This window comes from Caballeronia sp. INML2 (assembly GCF_023631365.1).
Taxonomy (GTDB): Bacteria; Pseudomonadota; Gammaproteobacteria; order Burkholderiales; family Burkholderiaceae; genus Caballeronia; species Caballeronia turbans.
Map to the genome: position 1 here is coordinate 344,231 of NZ_JALQDH010000023.1, position 22,714 is coordinate 366,944.

A 22,714-nucleotide genomic window follows, 5' to 3' on the forward strand; every position below is an offset into this window, starting at 1 on the left:
GACCGCGTCATCACGTCCAAAAAAGAAATGGCTGCTTGCGCTTCTTGCGCAAACAGCCATTATCGCACTGTCCTGAAAACCCGCCAATGAAGAGGACGGCAAGCGCCGTCCAGCGGATTTCCGTCAGGCCGGCGCCGGGCTTACTTGGCGCTCGGCTTGACGCTTGCCACTTCCTGATCGGCTTGCGTGCGCGTTGCCTTGATGGCTTGCGGCATGTACTTCTGCATCAGGCCGTTCACGACGTCGCGGCCAACCTGGTCCTGAACCTGGATGAATTTGCGGCCGGTCGGGCTCTTGTAGAAGTTGGTCAGATCCTTGATCTCGTCGGTCGAGTAGTACTTCGCGTATGCGTCGTACTGAGCCTGCATCGCGTCCTTGCGGAATGCGTCGGTTGCGAAGACCTGGCCAGCGGAATCGACCAGCTTCGGCACTGCATTCTTTTGGAGCGACGGAACGGCGGCTTGCTTCTGCTTGTCGTTCAGCGTCTTGTTCTCCGACAGCGCGTCCGAGAGGATCGCCGGCACGAGTTGCTTCGATTGCATCTGCGCGCTGTTACCGATCGCACCGACCAGCTTCTGCGCATCGATCGCGTCGAGCAGGTCCTTGATCGCGGCTTGCTTGGCCGGATCAACCGGTGCTGCTGCGGCCGCCGGTGCGGCCGACTGTGCGGGCGCCTGGTTCTGAAGCGACTGAGCCATCGCGAAAGTCGGCACGAAAGCGGCCAGCAACATCCACTGCTTGAAACGTCCTTGCATCATTACTCCCTGTAAAAAATATCCAGTTCAGCACTGGCGACGAGCTTGCCCGTTTTCCGACGCCGGCCTCGCCTGACGCCGGCAACGAACTCACGTCGCGCAGCTTAACTAATCCGAGCTTTCAAAAGCGATAACGAGAGGCCCGCGACACAAAAAATATCAGGCGCTTTCTCCGCCTTCACCATTCTCTGGGTCACCGGGCTTGGCCGCCGTGTCATCCGAACCGGCGTCTGCTTCGAGTTCAGCCTCGGCTTCCGCCTCGGCGATATGCTGCAGTCCCGACAACTTGGTTCCCTCGTCAAGGCTGATGAGTGTAACACCTTGAGTTGCACGCCCCATTTCGCGGATTTCGGAGACACGCGTGCGAATGAGCACGCCCGAGGTCGTGATCAGCATGATCTCGCTCTCCGGTTCGACGAGCGTCGCCGCGACGACCCGGCCGTTGCGCTCCGACGTCTGGATCGCGATCATACCCTTCGTGCCGCGACCGTGACGCGTGTACTCATTGATCGGCGTGCGCTTGCCGTAACCGTTCTCGGTCGCCGTGAGCACCGACTGGTTTTCGCCGCCCGCGACCAGCATCGCGATAACCTGCTGCCCGTCTTCCAGTTGCATGCCGCGCACGCCGCGCGCCTCGCGACCCATCGCGCGGACGTCGTTTTCGTCGAAACGCACGGCCTTGCCCGCGTCCGAGAACAGCATCACGTCATGCTCGCCGTCGGTGATCGCAGCGCCGATGAGATAGTCGCCATCGTCCAGACCGACCGCGATGATGCCCTTCTTCATCGGACGGCTGAATGCTTCGAGCGGTGTCTTCTTGACGGTGCCGAGCGCGGTCGTCATGAACACATACTTGTCCGCGGAGAACTCCTTGATCGGCAGCACGACGTTGATCTTCTCGCCGTCCTGCAGCGGGAACATGTTGACGATCGGGCGGCCGCGCGAGTTGCGCGAGCCCTGCGGCACTTCGTACACCTTGATCCAGTACACGCGGCCGCGGTTCGAGAAGCACAGCATGTGGTCGTGCGTGTTCGCGATGAAGAGCGTGTCAATCCAGTCGTCTTCCTTCATCTGCGTCGCCTGCTTGCCGCGCCCGCCGCGCTTCTGCGCGCGGTATTCGGAAAGCGGCTGCGACTTCACGTAGCCCGAGTGCGACATGGTCACAACCATGTCCGTCGGCGTGATCAGGTCTTCGGTGTTGAGCTCCGTCGCGTTCAGTTCGATGCGTGAACGGCGCTCGTCGCCGAACTCGGCGCGCACCTGGCCCAGTTCATCGACGATGATCTGACGGATACGCTCAGGCCGCGCGAGGATGTCGAGCAGGTCGGCGATCTGCGCCATCACGTCGCGATACTCGCCGACGATCTTGTCCTGCTCGAGCCCGGTCAGGCGCTGCAGGCGCATCTGCAGAATTTCCTGCGCCTGGACGTCCGACAATCTATATAGACCGTCTTCCTGGAGACCGTACGCCGGATTCAGCCCTTCGGGACGATAGGCCACGCGGCCGCCCGTAGCCTCGGTCTCGGTGCGCGTCAGCATTTCGCGCACGAGCGAGGAATCCCACGGACGCGCCATCAGTTCCTGTTTCGCGATCGGCGGCGTCGGTGCGGCCTTGATGATCGCGATGAATTCGTCGATGTTCGCGAGCGCGACGGCGAGACCTTCGAGCACGTGCCCGCGATCGCGCGCCTTGCGCAGTTCATATACAGTGCGCCGCGTCAGCACTTCCCGTCGATGCGACAGGAAGCATTCGAGCATTTCCTTCAGATTCAGCAGCTTGGGCTGGCCGTCGACGAGCGCGACCAGATTCATGCCGAAGGTGTCCTGAAGCTGCGTCTGCTTGTACAGGTTGTTCAGAATGACTTCCGGCACTTCCCCGCGCTTCAGTTCGATCACGACGCGCATGCCGCTCTTGTCGGATTCGTCGCGGATGTCGGAAATACCTTCCAGCTTCTTCTCGTTGACGAGTTCGGCGATGCGCTCGAGCAGCGTGCGCTTGTTCACCTGATATGGAATCTCGTCGACGATGATCGCCATGCGCTGGCCGCGGTCGATCTCTTCGAAGTGCGTGGCCGCGCGCATCACGACGCGTCCGCGCCCCGTGCGGTACCCATCACGCACACCCGCTACGCCGTAGATGATGCCGGCCGTCGGGAAATCCGGTGCCGGCACGATCTCGATCAGCTCGTCGACGGTGGCTTCGGGCGTGTTCAGCAAATGCAGACAGGCGTCGACGATTTCACGCAGGTTGTGCGGCGGAATGTTCGTCGCCATGCCCACGGCGATGCCGGCCGAGCCATTGATCAGCAGATTGGGGATGCGGGCCGGAAGAACGAGCGGCTCGTTCTCGCTGCCGTCGTAGTTCGGACCGAAGTCGACGGTTTCCTTGTCGATGTCGGCCAGCAGTTCGTGGCCGATCTTCGCCATGCGAATTTCGGTGTAGCGCATCGCCGCGGCATTGTCGCCGTCGACCGAACCGAAGTTGCCCTGGCCGTCGACCAGCATGTAGCGCAGCGAAAACGGCTGCGCCATCCGAACGATCGTCTCGTAGACGGACGCGTCGCCGTGAGGATGGTATTTACCGATGACGTCGCCGACAATACGCGCCGATTTCTTATACGCGCGGTTCCAGTCGTTGTTCAGCTCGTGCATCGAGTAGAGCGCCCGACGATGCACCGGCTTCAAGCCATCGCGGACATCGGGAAGCGCGCGCCCGACGATCACGCTCATCGCGTAATCGAGATACGAACGGCGCATTTCCTCCTCGAGGGAGATTGGCAGAGTCTCTTTGGCGAATTGATCCATTATCCGTGTCTTGAACTTTGCAGCGGCGACACGGCAGCGCGCGCGGTGATCTCGCGGACTCGCCCGCCGGCCGCGCGACATGCGCCGGCGTAGCGCGTAGCCGACGTACGCTGCGCGCTGCGTATGCAGCGCATGCCTTTGTATGCGTGCGAACGCAGCGCATCAGGAGATTCTACCATGCGCGACATTTGCCCCCGGACGCCTGCTGTATACATACAGTGTGTATCGGGTCCGAAACTGGCATGCGCGTCGACACTTCGCAATGCGCAATGCTGTACCAATTACTTACAAAAACTGGGGAACGAATTCCGTCTGTTCGTCCCGCAGGCGGGCTATCATGCCGCCTCGCCGTTCTGCCAGACGCATAAACACGCACGATAAAAATCCGCAGGAAAACGCTCTCGGGCACGCGATATGCGCACGTTTCGCGCTTTCTCCGACCCCGACCGCCTCCTGTCCCCTTCTTGTTGCGCATGCACCACATAAGGTTGCGAGCGTAGCGCGTGCGGGGATATTTTTATCGTTGCAAGGGAACGATATGGCAAAATGCCAACGCACAAACTTAGACATTGCTCGAAGTCTATACAACGCGTTTTGTTCCGTAGGGAATGTTATACTTCGAGCAATGTATGACTTGTCTTCGTCTACAGGCTCGCAGTAAACCTGCGGTAATCTCAATTTCGAGAGGAGAAATATGAATAAACTTTCAAAGCTCGCGTTCATTGCAGCTACCGCAGTTATGGCTGCATCGGCCTCGGCACAGTCGGTGCCGGCCTCGCGACAAGCCGTGAACGACAACTGGGTGAACGGTACGGGCGAGTATGTGTGGATGAACGGCACGAACGAACTGTGCTGGCGCGACGCATTCTGGACCCCGGCTACGGCAAACGCAAAGTGCGATGGCGCACTGGTCGCGCAAGCACCGACGCCGCCGGCACCCGTCGCTCCGCCGCCCCCGGTCATCCAGAGCCAAAAGGTTACCTATCAGGCTGACGCTCTGTTCGACTTCGACAAGGCAGTCCTGAAGCCGGCCGGTAAGGAAAAGCTGGACGATCTCGCATCGAAGATCGGCGCGCTGAACCTCGAAGTCGTGGTTGCAACGGGTTACACCGACCGTATTGGTTCGGACAAGTACAACGATCGTCTGTCGCTGCGCCGTGCGCAAGCTGTGAAGGCTTACCTGGTCAGCAAGGGCATCGAAGCCAACCGCATCTACACGGAAGGCAAGGGCAAGCGCGACCCGGTCACGAAGGGTAGCTGCCAACAGAAGAACCGCAAGCAACTCATCGCCTGCCTCGCACCGGATCGTCGCGTGGAAGTCGAAGTTGTCGGCACGACGCGTCAGCCGCAGCAGTAATCGCGAGCCGGATTGCCGCAGATCGAACCCCCGCCTCGGCGGGGGTTTTTTTATGCCCGAAGCTTTTTGGGCATTGGCTTAATCAGCCGCGCAATTCAGGTAGGCTTCATCCATCCAGCTTTTTGCCCGCCCATTGCGGCGCCTATATACTCGGTCCTAATCGATTCACGACTCAATCAAGGCCCTTCCGAACATGACCAATGTCGATCCCCACGAACTTCAGAAATTCAGCGAGCTCGCGCATCGCTGGTGGGACCCGAACGCCGAGTTCAAGCCGCTGCATGAACTGAACCCGGTACGGCTCGACTGGATCGATGCGCATGCGCATCTGATGGGCAAGCGTGTGCTCGATATCGGCTGCGGCGGCGGCATTCTGTCCGAGTCGATGGCCACGCGCGGCGCAACTGTGAAAGGCATCGATTTGTCGGCGAGCGCACTTGGCGTCGCCGATCTGCATAGCCTCGAAAGCGGTGTCGAAGTCGCGTATGAAGAGATCTCGGCGGAAGCCCTCGCCGCGCGCGAGCCCGGTTCATACGATGTCGTGACTTGCATGGAGATGCTCGAGCACGTGCCGAATCCCGCGGGCACCGTCGCCGCTTGCGCTGCGCTCGTGAAGCCGGGTGGCTGGGTGTTCTTCTCCACGCTGAATCGCAACGCGAAGGCTTATTTGTTCGCCGTAATCGGTGCGGAATACATCGCGCGCATGCTGCCGCGCGGCACACACGATTACGCGCGCTTCATCAAGCCGTCCGAGCTGGCCACGTTCGCGCGTGCGGCCTCGCTTTTGACGGTCGACATCAAGGGCATCACGTATCGGCCGATCTCCAAGCATTTCGGTCTGTCAAACGACACGAGCATCAACTATATGATGGCTTGCCGCCGCGAAGCCTGACGCCATGATCAACGACGATCCCTTGTCCACGGGCACCATCGATACCAAGCCCCTGCCGGAAGACACGACTCCCCTGCCTCAGCGCCTCACCGAGGGCGACGGTCTCGCGTTGTGCCAGGCCGTGCTGTTCGACCTCGACGGCACCATCGCCGACACCGCGCCTGATCTGGTCGCCGCGGTGAACAAGATGCGGCACGACCGCGGCCTCGAGATGCGGCCGCTCGAAATGCTGCGGCCCTATGCGTCGGCGGGCGCGCGCGGACTGCTCGGCGGCGCCTTCGAGATCGGCCCGGAACATCACGAATTTGCCGCGATGCGCGAGGAATTCCTCGCGAACTACGAGGCCGATCTGTGCATCGAAACGACGCTCTTTCCGGGCATCGCGGAGATACTCGATCAACTGGATGCACGCGGCGTGCGCTGGGGCATCGTCACGAACAAGGTGACGCGGCTCGCCGCGCCGCTCATCGGCCTGCTGGGACTCGACACGCGAGCCGGCTGCCTCGTCTGCGGCGACACCACGCCGCATTCGAAGCCGCACCCCGCGCCGCTCCTGCACGCCGCGGAATTGCTGGATGTCGCGCCGGAGCGCATCGTCTATGTCGGAGACGATCTGCGCGACGTGCAGGCCGGGTTTGCCGCAGGCATGATCACCGTGGCGGCCGCATACGGCTATTGCGGCGACGACATTCCGCCGCACCGCTGGCACGCCAATCACGTGGTCGATTCGCCGGAAGAACTTCAGCACTTGTTGCGCGACATCGCGTGAGTTGCGAGGCGAACGGCTTGAAAATCGCGCCGTTCGCCTCATTTGGCTTTTCGTGGGATAATCTTCCCTACGCTTTGGGGGCGACCTGGTTTCGACAGGGGTTGTGAAGCGGTCAGGGCATACCGAGGACCCGTCACCTCGTTAATCAATGGGAAAATCGTAACTGCAAACGACGATACGTTCGCACTGGCAGCCTAAGGGCCGCCGTCCTCTCACTAATTCACTGACGGGTTAGGGTAGCAATACCACGAGAGGTCATATACGTCAGATAAGCCTTTGCGGCGTCACGACGCCAAGGTCGAAAACTTAGTGAATCGCTGTAACGAAGCGTGTTCGTCCGCGTCGTTCCGGTTAAATCAAAAGACAGAACTAAGTATGTAGAACTGTTCGTAGAGCGCTTCTGGACGCGGGTTCGATTCCCGCCGCCTCCACCAGAACACCCGGTAAAAACCCGCGACTGCGCAAGCATCGCGGGTTTTTTCTTTGGCCCACGAGAGGCAAAAAAAACCCCGCACGAGGCGGGGCAAACATCCTTGAGAGACGTAGCAAGGACAGAGACAACCTTCGCTACGCCAGAGAGAATAAGCCGCGACACGCATCGACCAAATCAGACCGGTCCGAATACTGTTGCCTTGTGTCAATTATCAACCGATCCCTCACGTGTTCTACGGCGACTCCAACCGCGATGCAGCAGGCCGACACCCCTGGACCCCGCTTTCAGAAGAGCAGTTAGTTCGAGCCGTCTTTCGGACACTTCAGATTGCAGCCGTTGGGATCGCCCTCGTCGCCCCGGCGGCGCATCGCCGATTTCCCCTTTTGATACTTATCCGAAGGCTCTGAGGCCGCGAACTGCATCTGCGGATGCTCATTGAAGCGGAACTGGTCTTGCAGGACGCCGCCCGGCAGGCCCGGCGAATTCTGGGCAAAGGCGACAGGAACCAGATACGCCGCGCCAGCGATCAGCGCGGCGGAGGAACAGGCGAGCAACGAAAGTTTCATGGCGGTATATCGCGCGAAGAGATTACGCGCAGAGCAGAGAAGTCGACAGCAAAGCGTTAGGTTATCCCAATTCGCCCCCGACGGCAGTTTTACGCCCGCCCCGCTCTCTTACCGCGCGTTTCCGAAATTCCTCACGCGCCCACTTCAGCCGCGCAAGCCGTCGTCGATATCGACGAGCAAGCCGCAGTGGGCCGGATCGTACCCTTCCAGATGAGCGACGCTGTCCGTGAAGCCCGCGCTGCGCAAGATGCGCAACACAGAAGCAAGCCGCGCCTCGTCGAGCCGCGCGCGTTCGCACGCGAAGAAGTAGTCCTCGTCGATGATCGGTATGAAATCGAGTGCGAAATGCTGCGCCGCGGGCTGCACGCCGAAGCCCAGGTCGGCCATGCCACTGGCGACGAATGCGGCGATCGCCGAATGCGTGAGTTCAGTCGTCGCGTATCCATTGATCTGGTCCGGATCGACACCCACGCGACGCAACGACAAATCGAGCAGCATGCGCGTGCCCGAGCCTGGCTGACGATTGACGAAGCGCACGTCGCTGCGCGCGAGATCACGCAAGCCGCAAATACCCTTCGGATTGCCTTTGGGCAGAAAAAGGCCCTGCGTGCGACGCGTGAGCCGGATCAACTGATGCTTGTTGCGGTCCAGAAACGGCCGGTAAATCTCCGCGCAAGTCGAGCGAAACTCGCCGATCGGCAAGTGAAACCCCGCCAGTTCGCACTCGCCGCGTGCGAGCGCGCTCACCGCTTCGGCGCTCTCCCGATACTTGATGTCGACCGGCACGCGCTGATCGCCGAGCGCGCGCACGAGCGTCGCGACTGCATAACCGTGCGACGCGTGAATCCGCACCTGCGTGATGCCGCCCGCGAGACGCCGGTTCAGTTCCACGGCGACATCGTTCGCCACCGCCTGCAGAGGCGCTTCGAGCCGTTCGCCGCACACACGTTGCGCGCGCAGAACCGATTCGCCCAGTTCAGAAAGCACCGAGCCCCGCCCGCGCGATTTCGTGATCAGCGCGCCGCCGAGACGTGCTTCGATTTCGCGCAACAAACCCCACGCGTGCCGATAGGACAAACCCTTAGCGCTCGCGGCGTTCGCGATACTGCCCGTCTGCGCGACGAGTTGTAAAAGCGGCACAACCGCGCTGAGACTGGTTTCCCGGCCATCGGCATCCCGCAGGACCAGTTCGGCGCGGCATTCGACGTCCACCATATGCAATCCTCCATCCTATTGCCAAGATATATCACGGCGCCTATTGTTCTTATTCAGGCTCGGCACCCGTAATTATATCGACGCAAATATGTACCGACAAAACATATGCCGAGTGTTGGAGGAGCCCCATGACACATCCGCAGCTATCCGCCGCTGCATCCGCTGAACTCGTGCGTCGCCACGCGGTACAAGACGCGACGTTGATGACCATTCTTCACGCCATCCAGGACGAGGTCGGCTATGTGCCTGACACGGCCATCGCGCCGCTCGCGCAGGCGCTTTCGCTGTCACGTGCGGAAGTGCACGGTGTGATCACCTACTACCATCACTTCCGCTCCGCCCCGCCGGCGCGCGTGACCGTGCAGCTTTGCCGCGCGGAAGCGTGCCGCAGCATGGGCACGGAAGCGTTGAAGGACCATATCGAAGGGCACACGGGTTGCCGCTTCGACAGCGGTCATGCCGAAGACACCGAGCTGGAATCCGTGTTTTGTCTCGGTCAATGCGCGCTCTCTCCGTCGATGATGATCAACGGCGAATTGCACGCGCGCGTGACCCCGGCGAAGTTCGACCGCCTGTACGCCGCGGCGCAAACGAAGGTGGCGGAGGTGACGGCATGACGCGCATTTACGTTCCCATCGATTCCGCTGCGCTCGCGCTCGGCGCGGACGCCGTCGCTCGGGCCATCGAAGGCGAAGCACAGAAACGCGGCGTGGACGTGCAACTCGTGCGCAACGGTTCGCGCGGGCTCTTCTATCTCGAACCGCTCGTCGAAGTCGAGACGGCGGAGGGGCGCATCGGCTATTCGAATGTCGAAGCCGACGATGTCGCCGCGCTCTTCGATGCCGGTTTTCACGAGGGCAAGGCGCACGACAAGAACGTCGGCATCGTGGATGAGATTCCTTATCTCAAGAACCAGCAGCGCCTGACGTTCGCGCGCATCGGCATCACGGACCCGCTGTCGATCGACGATTACACCGCGCTCGGCGGCCTTCAGGGATTACGCCAGGTGCTCGACATGAACGGCGACGCAGTCTGTGAAGCGCTGCTCGATTCCGGCCTGCGTGGACGCGGCGGCGCGGCATTCCCCGCGGGCATCAAGTGGAAGACGGTGCGCGCGGCGCACGCCGATCAGAAGTACATCGTCTGCAATGCGGACGAAGGCGATTCCGGCACCTTCTCCGACCGTCTCGTCATGGAAAGCGATCCGTACATGCTGATCGAAGGCATGATCATCGCGGGCGTGGCGGTGGGCGCGACCAAGGGCTACATCTACGTGCGCAGCGAGTATCCGCATTCGATCGCCACGCTGAACCGCGCGATCGACAAGGCACGCGATGCCGGCTGGCTCGGCGCGAGCGTGCTCGGCACGTCGCATGCGTTCGAGTTGTATGTGGCGAAGGGCGCGGGCGCGTATGTGTGCGGCGAGGAAACCGCGCTGCTCGAATCGCTCGAAGGCAAGCGCGGCATCGTGCGCGCGAAACCGCCTGTGCCGGCGCTCACCGGACTGTACGGGAAACCCACGGTCATCAACAACGTCATCACGCTCGCGACCGTACCGATCATCTTCGCGAAGGGCGCGGCCTTCTATCGCGACTTCGGCATGGGCCGCTCACGCGGCACGCTGCCCTTCCAGATCGCGGGCAATGTGAAGCAAGGCGGACTCGTCGAACTGGCATTCGGCGTGACGCTGCGCGAACTGCTCTACACCTACGGCGGCGGCACCGCGAGCGGCCGTCCGGCGCGCGCGGTGCAAGTGGGCGGGCCGCTCGGCACTTATCTGCCGGAAAGCCAGTGGGACATTCCGCTCGACTACGAGGAATACGCGAAGGTCGGCGCGGTGGTCGGTCACGGCGGGCTCGTGGTTCACGACGACACCTCGAACCTCGCCGAACTCGCGCAATACGCGATGCACTTCTGCGCGCTCGAATCGTGCGGCAAGTGCACGCCCTGCCGCATCGGCTCGACGCGCGGCGAGGAAGTCATCGCGAAGATCCGTGAAGGCGATACATCGGTGAAGCAGATCACGCTGTTGCGCCAGCTGTGCGACACGATGGTGTCGGGCTCGCTCTGCGCGATGGGCGGCATGACGCCGTTCCCGGTGATGTCCGCGCTCGATCACTTCCCCGAGGACTTCGGGCTGCCCCGCACGCCCGCACAGAAAGCGGCATAGAACAAGGAGACGACAATGTCCAACACCATCAACGGCTGCGGCTCCGGCAACTGCGCGTGCAAGAGCGCGGCGTCCGTGCAGCGCCGCGATCCGCTCGATGAAACCGACTACGGCACGCCGCTGCGTCACGCCGATATCGACGTGACGCTCGAAATCGACGGTGAATCCGTCACCGTGCCCGCGGGCACGTCTGTCATGCGCGCCGCCATCGAAGCCGGCGTCAACGTGCCGAAACTCTGCGCGACGGATTCGCTCGAGCCGTGGGGTTCGTGCCGCTTGTGCCTCGTCGAGATCGAGGGCAAGCGCGGCTATCCGGCGTCGTGCACGACGCCCGTCGAAGCGGGCATGAAAGTGCGCACGCAAACCGACAAGCTGCAATCGCTGCGCCGCAACGTGATGGAGCTGTATATATCCGATCACCCGCTCGACTGCCTCACCTGCCCGGCCAACGGCGACTGCGAATTGCAGGACATGGCGGGCGTCGTCGGCTTGCGTGAAGTGCGCTACGGCTATGAAGGCGCGAACCATCTGAAGGACAAGAAGGACGAGTCGAATCCGTACTTCACTTACGATCCGTCGAAGTGCATCGTCTGCAATCGATGCGTGCGCGCATGCGAGGAAACGCAGGGCACGTTCGCGCTGACCATCGCCGGACGCGGCTTCGAATCGCGCGTCGCGGCGAGCGAGAACGTGCCGTTCATGGAATCGGAATGCGTGTCGTGTGGCGCATGCGTCGCCGCGTGCCCGACCGCGACGCTGCAGGAAAAGACCGTCATCATGCTCGGCCAGTCCGAGCATTCGGCCATCACGACGTGCGCGTACTGCGGCGTCGGCTGCTCGCTGAAGGCGGAGATGAAGGGCAACACAGTCGTGCGCATGACGCCGAACAAGAACGGCCAGGCGAACGAAGGCCACGCGTGCGTGAAGGGCCGCTTCGCGTGGGGTTACGCGACGCACAAGGATCGCATCAAGAAGCCGATGATCCGCGCGAAGATCACCGATCCGTGGCGCGAAGTGTCGTGGGACGAAGCGATCGACTACGCGGCGAGCGAGTTCCGCCGCATCCAGGACAAGTACGGCCGCGACTCGATCGGCGGCATCACGTCGTCGCGCTGCACGAACGAAGAGACGTATCTCGTGCAGAAACTCGTGCGCGCGGCGTTCGGCAACAACAACGTCGATACCTGCGCGCGCGTCTGCCACTCGCCGACTGGCTACGGCCTCAAGACGACGCTCGGCGAATCGGCGGGCACGCAGACCTTCGCATCGGTCGAGCAATCGGATGTGATCATCGTGATGGGCGCGAATCCGACCGACGGCCATCCGGTCTTCGGCTCGCGTTTGAAGCGCCGCGTGCGTGAAGGCGCGAAGCTGATCGTGATCGATCCGCGCCGCATCGATATCGTCGATACGCCGCACGTGAAGGCGCAGTATCACCTGCAATTGCGCCCCGGCACGAATGTGGCGATGGTCAATTCGCTCGCGCACGTCATCGTCACCGAAGGCTTGCTGAAGGAAGATTTCATCGCTGAACGCTGCGAGGCGCGCGCCTTCGGGCAATGGCGCGATTTCGTCGCGAAGGAAGAAAACTCGCCCGAAGCCATGGAAGCCATCACCGGCGTGCCCGCGCAACAGGTCCGCGAAGCCGCGCGCGTCTACGCGCTGGGCGGCAACGGCGCGATCTATTACGGCCTCGGCGTGACCGAGCATGCGCAAGGCTCGACCGCCGTCATGGGCATCGCGAATCTCGCGATGGCGACAGGCAACGTCGGCCGCGAAGGCGTCGGCGTGAATCCGCTGCGCGGCCAGAACAACGTGCAGGGCTCGTGCGACATGGGCTCGTTCCCGCACGAGTTGCCGGGCTATCGCCATATCGGCGATGCGGCCGTGCGCTCGCTCTTCGAGGAAGCATGGGACGTGAAGCTCCAGCCGGAGCCGGGCCTGCGCATCCCGAACATGTTCGATGCCGCGATGCACGGCACGTTCATGGGCCTCTACTGCCAGGGCGAGGACATCGTCCAGTCGGACCCGAACACGCAGCACGTGGCGGACGCGTTGTCGTCGATGGAATGCATCGTCGTGCAGGACATCTTCCTGAATGAAACGGCGAAGTACGCGCACGTCCTCTTGCCCGGCTCGACCTTCCTCGAAAAGGACGGCACCTTCACCAACGCCGAGCGCCGCATCTCGCGCGTGCGCAAGGTGATGCCGCCGCTCGCGGGCTACTCCGACTGGGAAGTGACGATCAAGCTCTCGCGCGCGCTCGGCTATGAGATGAACTACGCGAACCCGTCCGAAATCATGGACGAGATCGCGCGCCTCACGCCGACTTTCCACGGCGTCTCGTACGACCGGCTCGACGAGCTCGGCAGCATTCAGTGGCCTTGCAACGAGAAGGCGCCGGACGGCACGCCGACCATGCACATCGACGAATTCGTGCGCGGCAAGGGACGTTTCGTCATCACGAAGTTCATCGCGACGCCGGAGAAGGTCACGCGCAAGTATCCGCTGCTGCTCACGACCGGGCGCATTCTGTCGCAATACAACGTCGGCGCGCAGACGCGCCGCACCGAGAACTCGCAATGGCACGACGAGGATCGTCTGGAAATTCATCCGGTCGATGCGCAAGATCGCGGCATCAAGATGGACGACTGGGTCGGCATCGAGTCGCGCGCCGGACAGACGGTGTTGCGCGCGAAGATCTCCGAGCGCATGCAGCCGGGCGTCGTGTATACGACGTTCCACTTCCCGGAATCGGGCGCGAACGTCATCACGACGGACTCATCCGACTGGGCGACCAACTGTCCGGAGTACAAGGTGACGGCGGTGCAGGTGATGCCGGTGGAGCAGCCGTCGCAATGGCAGAAGGACTACTCGCGCTTCAACACGCAGCAGCTCGAGCTACTCAACCTCGCCACGACCACTTCTTCAGGAAAATAACGAATGGATGTCGATAACCTGATCGAGATGGCGAACCGCATCGGACAGTTTTTCGATTCGATGCCCGACCGCGCCGAAGCCGTCGACAGCGTCGCGGATCATATCCGCCGCTTCTGGGAGCCGCGCATGCGGCTCGCGATTCTCGCCGCGCTCGACAATCCGGAAGCGAGCGCGTCGATGGAGCCGATCGTGCGCGAGGCGCTCAGTCTGCACAAGGCCGATTTGCAGCCGAAGACGGCGCCCGCCTGACGTCGTTCACGACTCAAACGCGGACCACACCAAGCCCTGCAATGCAGGGCTTTTTTCAATCTTCGCGGTATTCGCGTTCCGCCTGTCGCTCGGCGTTCGCGTCCTGTGCGCCGAACCAGATTTCGCAGTGACGCAGGAGCGCATGCACATCCGACGGCGCGCGACCGCGCGCGGCGATATAGCCATCGGGACGCACGAGATAGAACGCGGGACGCGTGCGGCCGTAGTTGTCGGTGAGCGAATTCGCGCCCTCGCCGCGCGTATCGGTGATGCGCCAGACGCGCACCGCGTTCGGCATGATGTTGTCGAGCGCTTTCACGAAGCCGTCGAGGTCCGGATCGCGCATCGCGTGCGCGATGGTGATCGTCGCGGGCGCAAGCGCGATGTCGTCCTCGCCGGACGGGTTCAGGAGCAGGAAAAGCGAGAAGCAGCCGGGATCGTGCAAATCGTAAAGACAGCCGACGCCGGGAAGCCGCCCGAGCGGCCCGTCGACGACATGCACGCGCGCATCGGGCGCGCGCTCGCCCGCGCGCGGGCCGCCGTCGAGCAGACGCTCAAGCGTGAGCGGGCTCTTGCGATAGTTGATCGACAGTTCGCTCACCGTGCGTCGCATCGCGTCGCGCAGCGGGCCGATCGCGGCGAGCGCGGGCATTACGTGATCGCGCATCAGTTTCATCGGGCCGTGCTCGGCGCCTGCCATCTGCGTAAGCATGCTCGTCTGGCGCAGCACGTCGCGTTCGATCGGATGCCGCTCCGTGTGATAGCTGTCGAGCAGCCGCTCGGGCGCGCCGCCCGCGAGCATCCGCGCGATCTTCCAGCCGAGATTGAACGCCTCCTGAATGCCCGTGTTCATGCCCTGCGCGCCGGCCGGACTATGCACGTGCGCCGAATCGCCCGCGAGGAACACGCGCTCGACACGCAGCCTGTCGACCATGCGGCTGTTCAGGTGAAAGTACGACGACCACGTCAGGTTCGACAGCGCGATCTTGTGATGCACGCGACGCTCGATGAGCGCACGGCATTCATCGAGCGTCGGGCCCGTTTTCGCTTCGGCCGCGTTGACGGCGCTCGCCACCGGCGCCGGCAGATCCGCGATCAGGCGCGCGCGGTCGCCGCCCATCGGGAAAAGCGCGGCGAGGCCCTCGCCCGACGCGAAGATGTGGAATTCGTCATCGGGCCAGTCGGAGTCCGCCTGGAGATCGGCGAGCAGATACGTTTGATCGAAAGTCTTGCCATCGAAACCGATGCCGAGCCGATGCCGCACGAAACTATGCGCGCCGTCCGCCGCGATCAGATACGAAGGCCGCAACAGTTCATCACGTCCGTTCGGATGGCGCAGCGTCGCCTGCAAGCCTGCCGAACCCTGCGAGAAATCGACCACTTCGACGCCGCGCTCGACATCGACGTGATAGCCCTTCAGATGCTGCGCGAGCAGGCGTTCGGTCTGCGATTGCTCGAGAAAGAGCAGATACGGATAACGCGTCTGCAGCGGATCGAAGTCGAGGCGAGCGAGGCGCTGCCCGTTCGAATAGAGATTCGCCACGCGCGCGCGATGGCCGAGTTCGAGAAACGGCTTGACCACGCGATGCTGCTCGAAGAGTTCCAGCGTGCGCGCCTGAATGCCGATCGCGCGTGAATGCGGCGACGGCTCGCGCGCCTTGTCGACGAGCCTGACCGGGACGTGCGCGCGCGCGAGGCTCATCGCGGCGGCGAGGCCCGTTGGACCGGCGCCTACGATCAGAACGGGCGCCACATCCAGCTTGTCGTTCGGATTCAGCTTTGGCGCGAACATGCAGTCCTCTCCCAAACGTCACGGCGTCTAGTGTACGCCCGTACCCTCCGCTTTTAGCACGTGCGCCGGCCGCATCGGACTCAGTGCGCGTGCCCGCGCTCGCTCAGCACGCACGCGTGGCAGGCCTCGCCGAACTCCACCTGCACGGTCGCATGATGCATCGAATATTCGCGGCGCAGCGTCGTGACGACGCCCTGCACGAAGTCATCGCCGGGGTGACCCTGAGGCATCACGAGATGGACCGTGAGCGCGTTTTCGGTCGTCGAGAGCGCCCACACGTGCAGGTCGTGCACGTCGCGCACGCCGGGAAGCTGCTTCAGATATTGCTCGACGCGCGGCATGTCGACCGAGGACGGGACCGCGGCCATCGCGAGGCGCATCGCGTCGCGCCCGAGTCCCCACGTGCCGTAGACGATGACCGAGACGACGATCAGGCTCATCAGCGGATCGAGCCAGCTCGCGCCCGTGAACAGGATGACGAGACCGCTGACCGCGACGGCGGCGGAGATGGCGGCATCGGCGGCCATGTGCAGGAAGGCGCCGCGCACGTTGAGGTCCTCCTTGCTGCCGCGCATGAAGAGCCACGCGGAGAAACCGTTCACGATCATGCCGAGCGTCGCGACGATGAACACGTCGAGCCCCGCGACGGGCGCCGGATTGAGCAGACGCTGAATCGCTTCGAGCACGATCGCGCCGCATGCGAAGAGCAGCAGCGCCGCATTGGCGAGCGAAGCAAGAATCGACGAGCTGCCGAGGCCGAAGGTATAGCGCGAACTCGGCTGGCGCTCGCCGAGCCACACGGCGCCCCATGCGAGCAGGAGGCCGAGCACGTCGGAGAGATTGTGGCCGGCATCGGCGAGCAGCGCGGTCGAATGGGCGAGAAAGCCATAGACGGCCTGCACGATCACGATCAGCACGTTCAGGCCGACCGCGAGCGCGAACGTTCGGCCCTGCCCTTCCTGCGGCGCGCCGTGATGGTGATGACCATGCCCGCCGTGTCCGTGCGAATGCCCATGCTCGTGGCCGTGTGCGTGGCCGTCGTGGTGTTCGTGTTCTTCGTGCTGATGCGTGCTCATGGGAGGTACTCGTGTTCCGGTAGCTGTCATTCGATGTCGGTGGCGTCGGCCTGCGGCTCCGCGATGTGCTCCAGCAACTCGCCCAGCATCGCGCTAATGTGGCGATCCGCCGCCACGTAGAACACCTGCTTGCCCTGGCGCTCGGCGCGCACGATCCGCGCCGCGCGCAAGAGCCGCAAGTGATGGCTCACGAGCGACGCCGACAGCCCGAGCAACTCGGCGATCGCCCCGACCGCGCGCCGCTGGTCGACACACGCGAGCACGATGCGCAGGCGCGTCGGGTCGCCGAGCAGGCGAAACAGATCGGCGAGCGGGACGACGCGGTCGTCGGACGTGCTCGTGCTGGCAGTGGTGGACGGATCGGAAGCCACAGTCATCGCTAACATATGAATAGGTGTTCACATGTTAAGTGCCATCGCCGCAACATGTCAACGCGCTTCTCCGGAAGCGCGGCGACGGTGTGGGAAAATGCGGGGTTTGCTTTTCCCGGCCAGAAGTCTTCCCCGTCATGGACACCGTATTCGCCCGCGGTTTCGCGGCCCATCGCGATGGCCGCCTGACCGACGCGGAGCGCGACTACCAGGCCGCGCTCGCCGCCGAACCCCGACACGTCGACGCACTGCATTACCTCGGCGTGCTGCGCCATCAACAGGGCCAGCACGCGGAGGCGGCCGAACTCGTGCGCCGCGCCGTCGAGCTGCGCCCGACCGACGCCGGCCTGCAGCTCAACCTCGGCAACGCGCTGAAAGCGCTCGGCCGCCTCGACGACGCGATCGAACGCTTTCGCAACGCACTGACGCTCGCGCCGGGTTTTCCGCTCGCGCAGTACAACCTCGGCAACGCCTACACGGCAGCCGGTCGCCACGAAGACGCCGCCGATGCCTTCGAAAAGGCCTTGCGCCTGCGGCCCGACGATCCGGCCGCATGGAACAACTTCGGCAATGCGCTCTCCGCGCTGCGCCGTTTCAAGGACGCCGCGCACGCGTTCAAGCGCACGCTCGCGCTGCGCCCGCGCCATGCCGGCGCGCACAACAATCTCGGCATGGCGCTGAACGCGCTCGGCGATACGCTCGGCGCGATCGCGCATTTTCGCGCCGCGCTCGATGCCGAGCCGAATTACGTCGCCGCGCATTTCAATCTCGGCAATCTGCTCGACACGAACGGCCACCCCGAAGATGCGCTGCCGGTGCTGCGAAAGGCCGTCGCGTTGCAGCCGCACTTCGCACCAGGGTATTTCGGGCTGGGACACGCGCTCGCGAAGCTCGGGCGCCACGAAGAAGCCGTGCCGCATTTCGAGCGGGCGATCGGTCTCGATCCGAAATATGGCGTCGCATGGCTCTGCCTCGGCAACGCGCATCTCGCGCTCGGCGCACATCGCGCGGCGCTGCGCGCGTTCGACGAAGCATTGCGCATCGATCCCTCGATGCCCGCCGCGCATCTGAACCGCGCGCTCGCCCTGCTCACGACCGGCGATTACGCGCGCGGACTGCCCGCCTACGAATGGCGTTTGCAGACGCCCGGCGGCGAACCCTCGCCGCGCTTGCCACGCTGGAATGGCGAGCCGATGCCGGGCCGCACGCTGCTCGTGCGCGCCGAGCAGGGCTTCGGCGACACCTTGCAGTTCGCGCGCTTCGTGCCTTTTGCGGCGAAGCTCGTCGGCAAGCTGGTGCTGGAAGTGCAGCCCGCGCTCGTGCCACTGCTCGCGCCGGCCGCGCATGCCGCGCGCGTCGAATTGAAGAGCAAGTCGGATGGAACCCCGGCGCACGCGGACGCTTTCTGCCCGCTGCTCAGCCTGCCGCTCGCGCTCGGCATGACCTCGCCCGATGCGATTCCGGCCCGCGCGCCCTATCTCGTCGTGCCCGCCGATTACCGGCGCAAGTGGCGCGGCTCGATCGGCGGCCAGGCGCGGCGCAAGATCGGCATTGCGTGGTCGGGGCGGATGCAGCCAGGCGAGACGCGCGCGGTGCCGGTCGGCGAGCTCGCGCCGCTTTTTGCGCTCGAGGGCATCGACTGGGTCGTGCTCCAACCGTTCGTGACAGGCCGCGAGCATGACGTGCTGAACGCGCATCCGAACGCGAAGTCGATTCACACGCTCGAAGGCCGTCTCGAGAACTTCGCCGACACGGGCGCGATAGTCGATCGGCTGGACGGCGTCGTATCCGTGGATACGTCCGTCGCGCACCTCGCGGGCGCGCTCGGCAAGCCGCTCTGGGTGATGCTGCCTTTCGCCGCCGACTGGCGCTGGGGTATCGGCGCCGCCGACAACCCGTGGTATCCGGAGGCGCATCTCGTGCGCCAGCACGCGCCGGGCCGATGGCGCGAAGTGATCGAGGCGACGACGGCCGCGCTGGCGTTGCTGCCTGCATAAGAAGACCCCGCCGAAGCGGGGATCTCTTCGACGTTCGCGAATGCGTCAGGCCGTCTTGTACTGATTGCGCGCCTCGGGCGAGCGATACAGCACGAGCGTCGCGATCAGCCCGCAAATGGCGGCAAGGCCCATCCACAGTCCGGGCGCGGCCTTGTTTCCGGTGACATGGATCAGATACGTCGAGATCGCCGGCGTGAATCCGCCGATGGTCGTCGCGAGGCTATAGGCCATCGAGAATCCGGTCGTGCGCACATCGACGGGCATCACTTCGGTCAGCGCGACCACCATCGCCCCGTTGTAGCTGCCGTACAGGAACGACAGCCACAGTTCGCACATGAGCAGGCGCGCGAACGACGGCTCCGCGACGAGCCATTGCACCACCGGATACGACGTCAGAATGGTCAGGATCGTGAACACGAGCAGCACCGGACGGCGCCCCACCCGATCCGACACCGCGCCCATCACCGGCAGCCAGACCAGGTTGGAGATGCCGACGCACACCGTGACCACGAGCGCATCGATGGCGGAGAGCTTCAGCACTTCCTTGCCGAAGGTCGGCGTATAGGCGGTGATCATGTAGAACGACACGGTCGTCATGATGACCATGCCCATCCCGGCAAGCACGATGCCCCAGTTCTGCGCGATCGAGCGCGCGATCTCGCTCATGCTCGGGCGATGCTTCCTCGCCAGGAACTCGTCGGTTTCACGCAGCGAGCGGCGGATGATGAAGAGGAACGGCACGATCAGGCAGCCGATCAGGAACGGCACGCGCCAGCCCCAGGCGCTCATCTGCTCAGGCGGCAAGAGGCGGTTCATGATCACGCCGATCAGCGCCGCGAACACGACGGCGACTTGCTGGCTGCCGGACTGCCATGAACAATAAAAGCCCTTGTTGCCCCGCGTCGCGATCTCGGACAGATACACCGACACGCCACCCAGTTCCACGCCGGCCGAGAAGCCCTGCAGCAGCCGCCCGCCCAGCACGATGATCGGCGCGAGCGCACCGATGGTCGCGTAGCCCGGCACCAGCGCGACGCACGCGGTGCCGACCGCCATCAGCCCGAGCGTGAGGATAAGGCCCTTGCGCCGCCCGTGGTGGTCGATGTACGCGCCGAGCACGATGGCGCCGACCGGCCGCATCAGGAAGCCCGCGCCGAATACGGACAGCGCGAGCATCAGCGAGGCGAACTCGTCGCCGCTCGGAAAATAGGTCTTGGCGATCGCCGAAGCGTAATAGCCGTAGACCATGAAGTCGTACATTTCCAGGAAGTTTCCGCTGACGACGCGAAATACCGTCTTGAATTTGGATTCGTTGGCAGGTGCTATATGGGTCGTGGACATGACTTTCTCGGGAGCTGTGGGCCGCACTTCGGTTCTGCGCGATCGCAAAACCGTACACGGCCGTCCGGACGTGACCGGCCGCAAGACTGAGGCGGATTCTGTTTCGGTTCTTGTAAATGCGAACGCCCTCGATCTTAACGCCGCGCCACCGATGACTGCACGCAACTTCGCTCAATTTCACGCAAACAATATTAAAATACGGTTACGTACGCCTAACTTGAACATTACAAGCGGCCCATTCATGAATACGGAAATCTCGCTACGCGTCGCTACGACGAACGACACGGCGCTCATCGCCTCGATGCACGCCCGCAGTTGGGCGTCGGCATATCGCGGCATCCTGCCGGACACGTATCTCGATCGCGATCTTCAGGCCGAGCGCGTCGCGCACTGGGACGCGCGCATGAAGGATGTCGCCGCCGGCGCGGCGAGCGTGTTCATCGCGGAGCATGCAGGTGAACCGGTCGGCTTCATTTGTCTCGTCGAGCCGGACGAGACAGGCAGCGTGCTCGTCGACAATCTGCACGCGCTGCCCGGGCATCGCGGCCTCGGCACAGGCACCGTGATGCTCGACGAAGCGGCGCGCTGGGCTCGCTCGCGAGGCGCACGGCAACTGTATCTCTCCGTGCTGGAGCAGAACGCTGCGGCAATCGGCTTCTATGAATCGCGCGGCTGGACATTCGCCGAACGCGAAGCGGATCACATGGCAGGCATCGACGTCTTCTCACTGCGCTATGTGTTTGCGCTCGACTGAGCATAAGGAAATCACACCTGTCAATAAGCATTCCTGTCAAAAACAGACAATAGGAATCTTCTGGTCGTCGGGCACGTAACCGTTTCGTATGATCGCGGGTCAAATTTCGGCCATCCTCGCGCCGAACCCGCGGTGCTATCTCCTTGCGCCCCGAAGGTCCGGGCGGGCCGTCTCGTTTGCCCGCGCCCGGGCGCATGCATGTGGAAACTTCATGTCCGAACCCTTGATCGTAGTGGAAGGCAATCTGCGTCTGCCGACGACGCGCTCGCCGACGGATCCGTCCTTGAGCTTCGGTTTCGAATGGTCACCTATGCGCTCGCGCCCGGTTCAGTCGCAGTCCGAAACTGCGCTTTTCGCGGCACGCTTCGTCACCGCCTATGTGCCGGCCCTCAGTCTGTCCGACATCCACTCGCCTTACCGCGCCACGAGCCTCTGGGGCGTCTTCTCCAAGGAAGAGATTCCGCGCGCGATGCTGCACCTGACCGAAGGCTCGGACACTCCAGACCAGGCCGGCGAAACCCGCGCCGCTCCCGTTCATCTCGCGGTCAACGCGCCGTCGGACGCCGGCACGCATGGCTTCAGCAAGCCGATCGTCGCTACTATCGCTGCGGCTTGCGGCGTGCTCATCGTATGGTTGCTGTTCAGTCACGCACCGGTCTCGCGGAGCACTATGCGCACCGCGCCGGCCGAAGAAGTCAGGATTCGCACGCAGCCGGGCCAGCCCGCAGCCGCTACGGCAGCGCTCACGGCCACTGCGGCACCCACGCGCGGCCAGATCGCGCAACCATCGGAAGCGCTGGCTTCATCGGCAGTCGCCGCGCCGGTGAGCGCAGACAGCCACACCATCGCAGCCGTGGACCCGGCCGCGACTGACACGAAAGCTGCGCCTGCCGCGACGACGCCGGAAAAGACACGCGTGCGTTTCATCGCGCCAACGGAAGACCGCAAGCACAACGTTCGCGTGAGAGCCGTGCTGACGCCGCACACGAAGCGCGCGGCATTGCGTGCTCACACGGTTGGCGAGCGCGTCGTGAAGCAAGAGGCGCCGCGGCGCGCGCACGCGACATCGGTCGAAAGAGTCGCAAGCCAGCCGACGAAGGTTGCCGTGTCGATGGACCCGACCACGCTCTATTCGATGCTCCAGCATTCACCGACCCTCGACAGCAACGCGGCCTCCTACGGCCGCGGCGCTGCGAACGGCGCGCGTTAGCCGCGCTACATGCACCGCCAGC

18 protein-coding genes and 1 other RNA gene are annotated in these 22,714 nt (G+C 63.6%); 11 read left to right on the forward strand and 8 right to left on the reverse strand.

Annotated elements, in window-relative coordinates:
- Positions 1-140: 140 nt before the first annotated feature.
- Together NCT32_RS10130 and gyrA are read right to left on the reverse strand one after the other, a co-directional pair.
- Positions 141-755 carry a DUF2059 domain-containing protein gene (locus NCT32_RS10130; protein WP_035503315.1) on the reverse strand — a complete coding sequence of 205 codons (615 nt, stop codon included), beginning with the start codon at positions 753-755 and terminating at the stop codon, positions 141-143.
- Positions 756-914: 159 nt separating this feature from the next.
- Positions 915-3,560: a DNA gyrase subunit A gene (gyrA, locus tag NCT32_RS10135; RefSeq protein WP_086961540.1), complete on the reverse strand. Its 2,646-nt coding sequence runs from the start codon at positions 3,558-3,560 to the stop codon at positions 915-917.
- Positions 3,561-4,254: 694 nt separating this feature from the next.
- Between gyrA and ompA the strand changes: the two genes are divergently transcribed.
- The 4 genes from ompA (at position 4,255) to ssrA (ending at position 7,012) form a co-directional block, all read left to right on the forward strand.
- Positions 4,255-4,917, forward strand: a complete 663-nt coding sequence (gene ompA, locus NCT32_RS10140; protein WP_061121162.1) for an outer membrane protein OmpA — start codon at positions 4,255-4,257, stop codon at positions 4,915-4,917.
- Between the two features lie 193 nt (positions 4,918-5,110).
- Positions 5,111-5,809 carry a bifunctional 2-polyprenyl-6-hydroxyphenol methylase/3-demethylubiquinol 3-O-methyltransferase UbiG gene (gene ubiG, locus NCT32_RS10145; protein ID WP_061121161.1) on the forward strand — a complete coding sequence of 233 codons (699 nt, stop codon included), beginning with the start codon at positions 5,111-5,113 and terminating at the stop codon, positions 5,807-5,809.
- A 4-nt stretch (positions 5,810-5,813) separates the two neighbouring features.
- On the forward strand, positions 5,814-6,578 hold the full coding sequence (gene gph, locus NCT32_RS10150; protein WP_061121160.1) for a phosphoglycolate phosphatase: 765 nt from the start codon (positions 5,814-5,816) through the stop codon (positions 6,576-6,578).
- Between the two features lie 76 nt (positions 6,579-6,654).
- Positions 6,655-7,012, forward strand: a transfer-messenger RNA (tmRNA) gene (gene ssrA / locus NCT32_RS10155).
- 295 nt (positions 7,013-7,307) lie between these two features.
- Here ssrA and NCT32_RS10160 read toward each other — a convergent pair.
- Both NCT32_RS10160 and NCT32_RS10165 read right to left on the reverse strand, forming a co-directional pair.
- Positions 7,308-7,577 (reverse strand): hypothetical protein, encoded by a 270-nt coding sequence (locus NCT32_RS10160; protein ID WP_250490139.1) that lies wholly within the window; start codon positions 7,575-7,577, stop codon positions 7,308-7,310.
- A gap of 144 nt (positions 7,578-7,721) precedes the next feature.
- Complete coding sequence (locus tag NCT32_RS10165) at positions 7,722-8,792, reverse strand: substrate-binding domain-containing protein (RefSeq protein WP_061121158.1); 1,071 nt, start codon at positions 8,790-8,792, stop codon at positions 7,722-7,724.
- Positions 8,793-8,920: 128 nt separating this feature from the next.
- Here NCT32_RS10165 and NCT32_RS10170 point away from each other — a divergent pair, with 128 nt between their 5' ends.
- The 4 genes from NCT32_RS10170 to NCT32_RS10185 are packed head-to-tail and all read left to right on the forward strand — an operon-like array spanning position 8,921 to position 14,151.
- Positions 8,921-9,409 carry an NAD(P)H-dependent oxidoreductase subunit E gene (locus NCT32_RS10170; RefSeq protein ID WP_061121157.1) on the forward strand — a complete coding sequence of 163 codons (489 nt, stop codon included), beginning with the start codon at positions 8,921-8,923 and terminating at the stop codon, positions 9,407-9,409.
- Complete coding sequence (locus NCT32_RS10175; protein ID WP_250490140.1) at positions 9,406-10,962, forward strand: NADH-quinone oxidoreductase subunit NuoF; 1,557 nt, start codon at positions 9,406-9,408, stop codon at positions 10,960-10,962. The genes NCT32_RS10170 and NCT32_RS10175 overlap by 4 nt, the downstream gene beginning before the upstream one ends.
- A 15-nt stretch (positions 10,963-10,977) precedes the next feature.
- The gene (gene fdhF, locus NCT32_RS10180; protein ID WP_250490141.1) at positions 10,978-13,902 is read left to right on the forward strand and encodes a formate dehydrogenase subunit alpha; all 2,925 of its coding nucleotides are present in this window, start codon (positions 10,978-10,980) and stop codon (positions 13,900-13,902) included.
- Between the two features lie 3 nt (positions 13,903-13,905).
- Positions 13,906-14,151: a formate dehydrogenase subunit delta gene (locus tag NCT32_RS10185; RefSeq protein WP_061121154.1), complete on the forward strand. Its 246-nt coding sequence runs from the start codon at positions 13,906-13,908 to the stop codon at positions 14,149-14,151.
- Between the two features lie 55 nt (positions 14,152-14,206).
- Here the strand turns inward: NCT32_RS10185 and NCT32_RS10190 are convergent, their stop codons facing one another.
- The 3 genes from NCT32_RS10190 to NCT32_RS10200 form a co-directional block, all read right to left on the reverse strand.
- On the reverse strand, positions 14,207-15,943 hold the full coding sequence (locus NCT32_RS10190; protein WP_250490142.1) for an FAD-dependent monooxygenase: 1,737 nt from the start codon (positions 15,941-15,943) through the stop codon (positions 14,207-14,209).
- An 80-nt stretch (positions 15,944-16,023) separates the two neighbouring features.
- A complete protein-coding gene (locus tag NCT32_RS10195; protein WP_250490143.1) occupies positions 16,024-17,019 on the reverse strand; it encodes a cation diffusion facilitator family transporter in 996 nt (331 codons plus the stop codon).
- A 26-nt stretch (positions 17,020-17,045) separates the two neighbouring features.
- Positions 17,046-17,405 (reverse strand): ArsR/SmtB family transcription factor, encoded by a 360-nt coding sequence (locus NCT32_RS10200; protein ID WP_409241526.1) that lies wholly within the window; start codon positions 17,403-17,405, stop codon positions 17,046-17,048.
- 122 nt (positions 17,406-17,527) lie between these two features.
- On the opposite strand from NCT32_RS10200, the gene NCT32_RS10205 reads away from it, so the two are divergent.
- Positions 17,528-19,387, forward strand: a complete 1,860-nt coding sequence (locus NCT32_RS10205) for a tetratricopeptide repeat protein (protein WP_250490145.1) — start codon at positions 17,528-17,530, stop codon at positions 19,385-19,387.
- 45 nt (positions 19,388-19,432) lie between these two features.
- Here the strand turns inward: NCT32_RS10205 and NCT32_RS10210 are convergent, their stop codons facing one another.
- Positions 19,433-20,728, reverse strand: coding sequence for an MFS transporter (locus tag NCT32_RS10210; RefSeq protein ID WP_250490146.1), 1,296 nt, complete (start codon positions 20,726-20,728; stop codon positions 19,433-19,435).
- 241 nt (positions 20,729-20,969) lie between these two features.
- Here NCT32_RS10210 and NCT32_RS10215 point away from each other — a divergent pair, with 241 nt between their 5' ends.
- Together NCT32_RS10215 and NCT32_RS10220 are read left to right on the forward strand one after the other, a co-directional pair.
- Positions 20,970-21,482, forward strand: coding sequence for a GNAT family N-acetyltransferase (locus NCT32_RS10215; protein ID WP_250490147.1), 513 nt, complete (start codon positions 20,970-20,972; stop codon positions 21,480-21,482).
- Between the two features lie 211 nt (positions 21,483-21,693).
- Positions 21,694-22,692 (forward strand): hypothetical protein, encoded by a 999-nt coding sequence (locus NCT32_RS10220; protein WP_250490148.1) that lies wholly within the window; start codon positions 21,694-21,696, stop codon positions 22,690-22,692.
- Positions 22,693-22,714 lie beyond the last annotated feature (22 nt).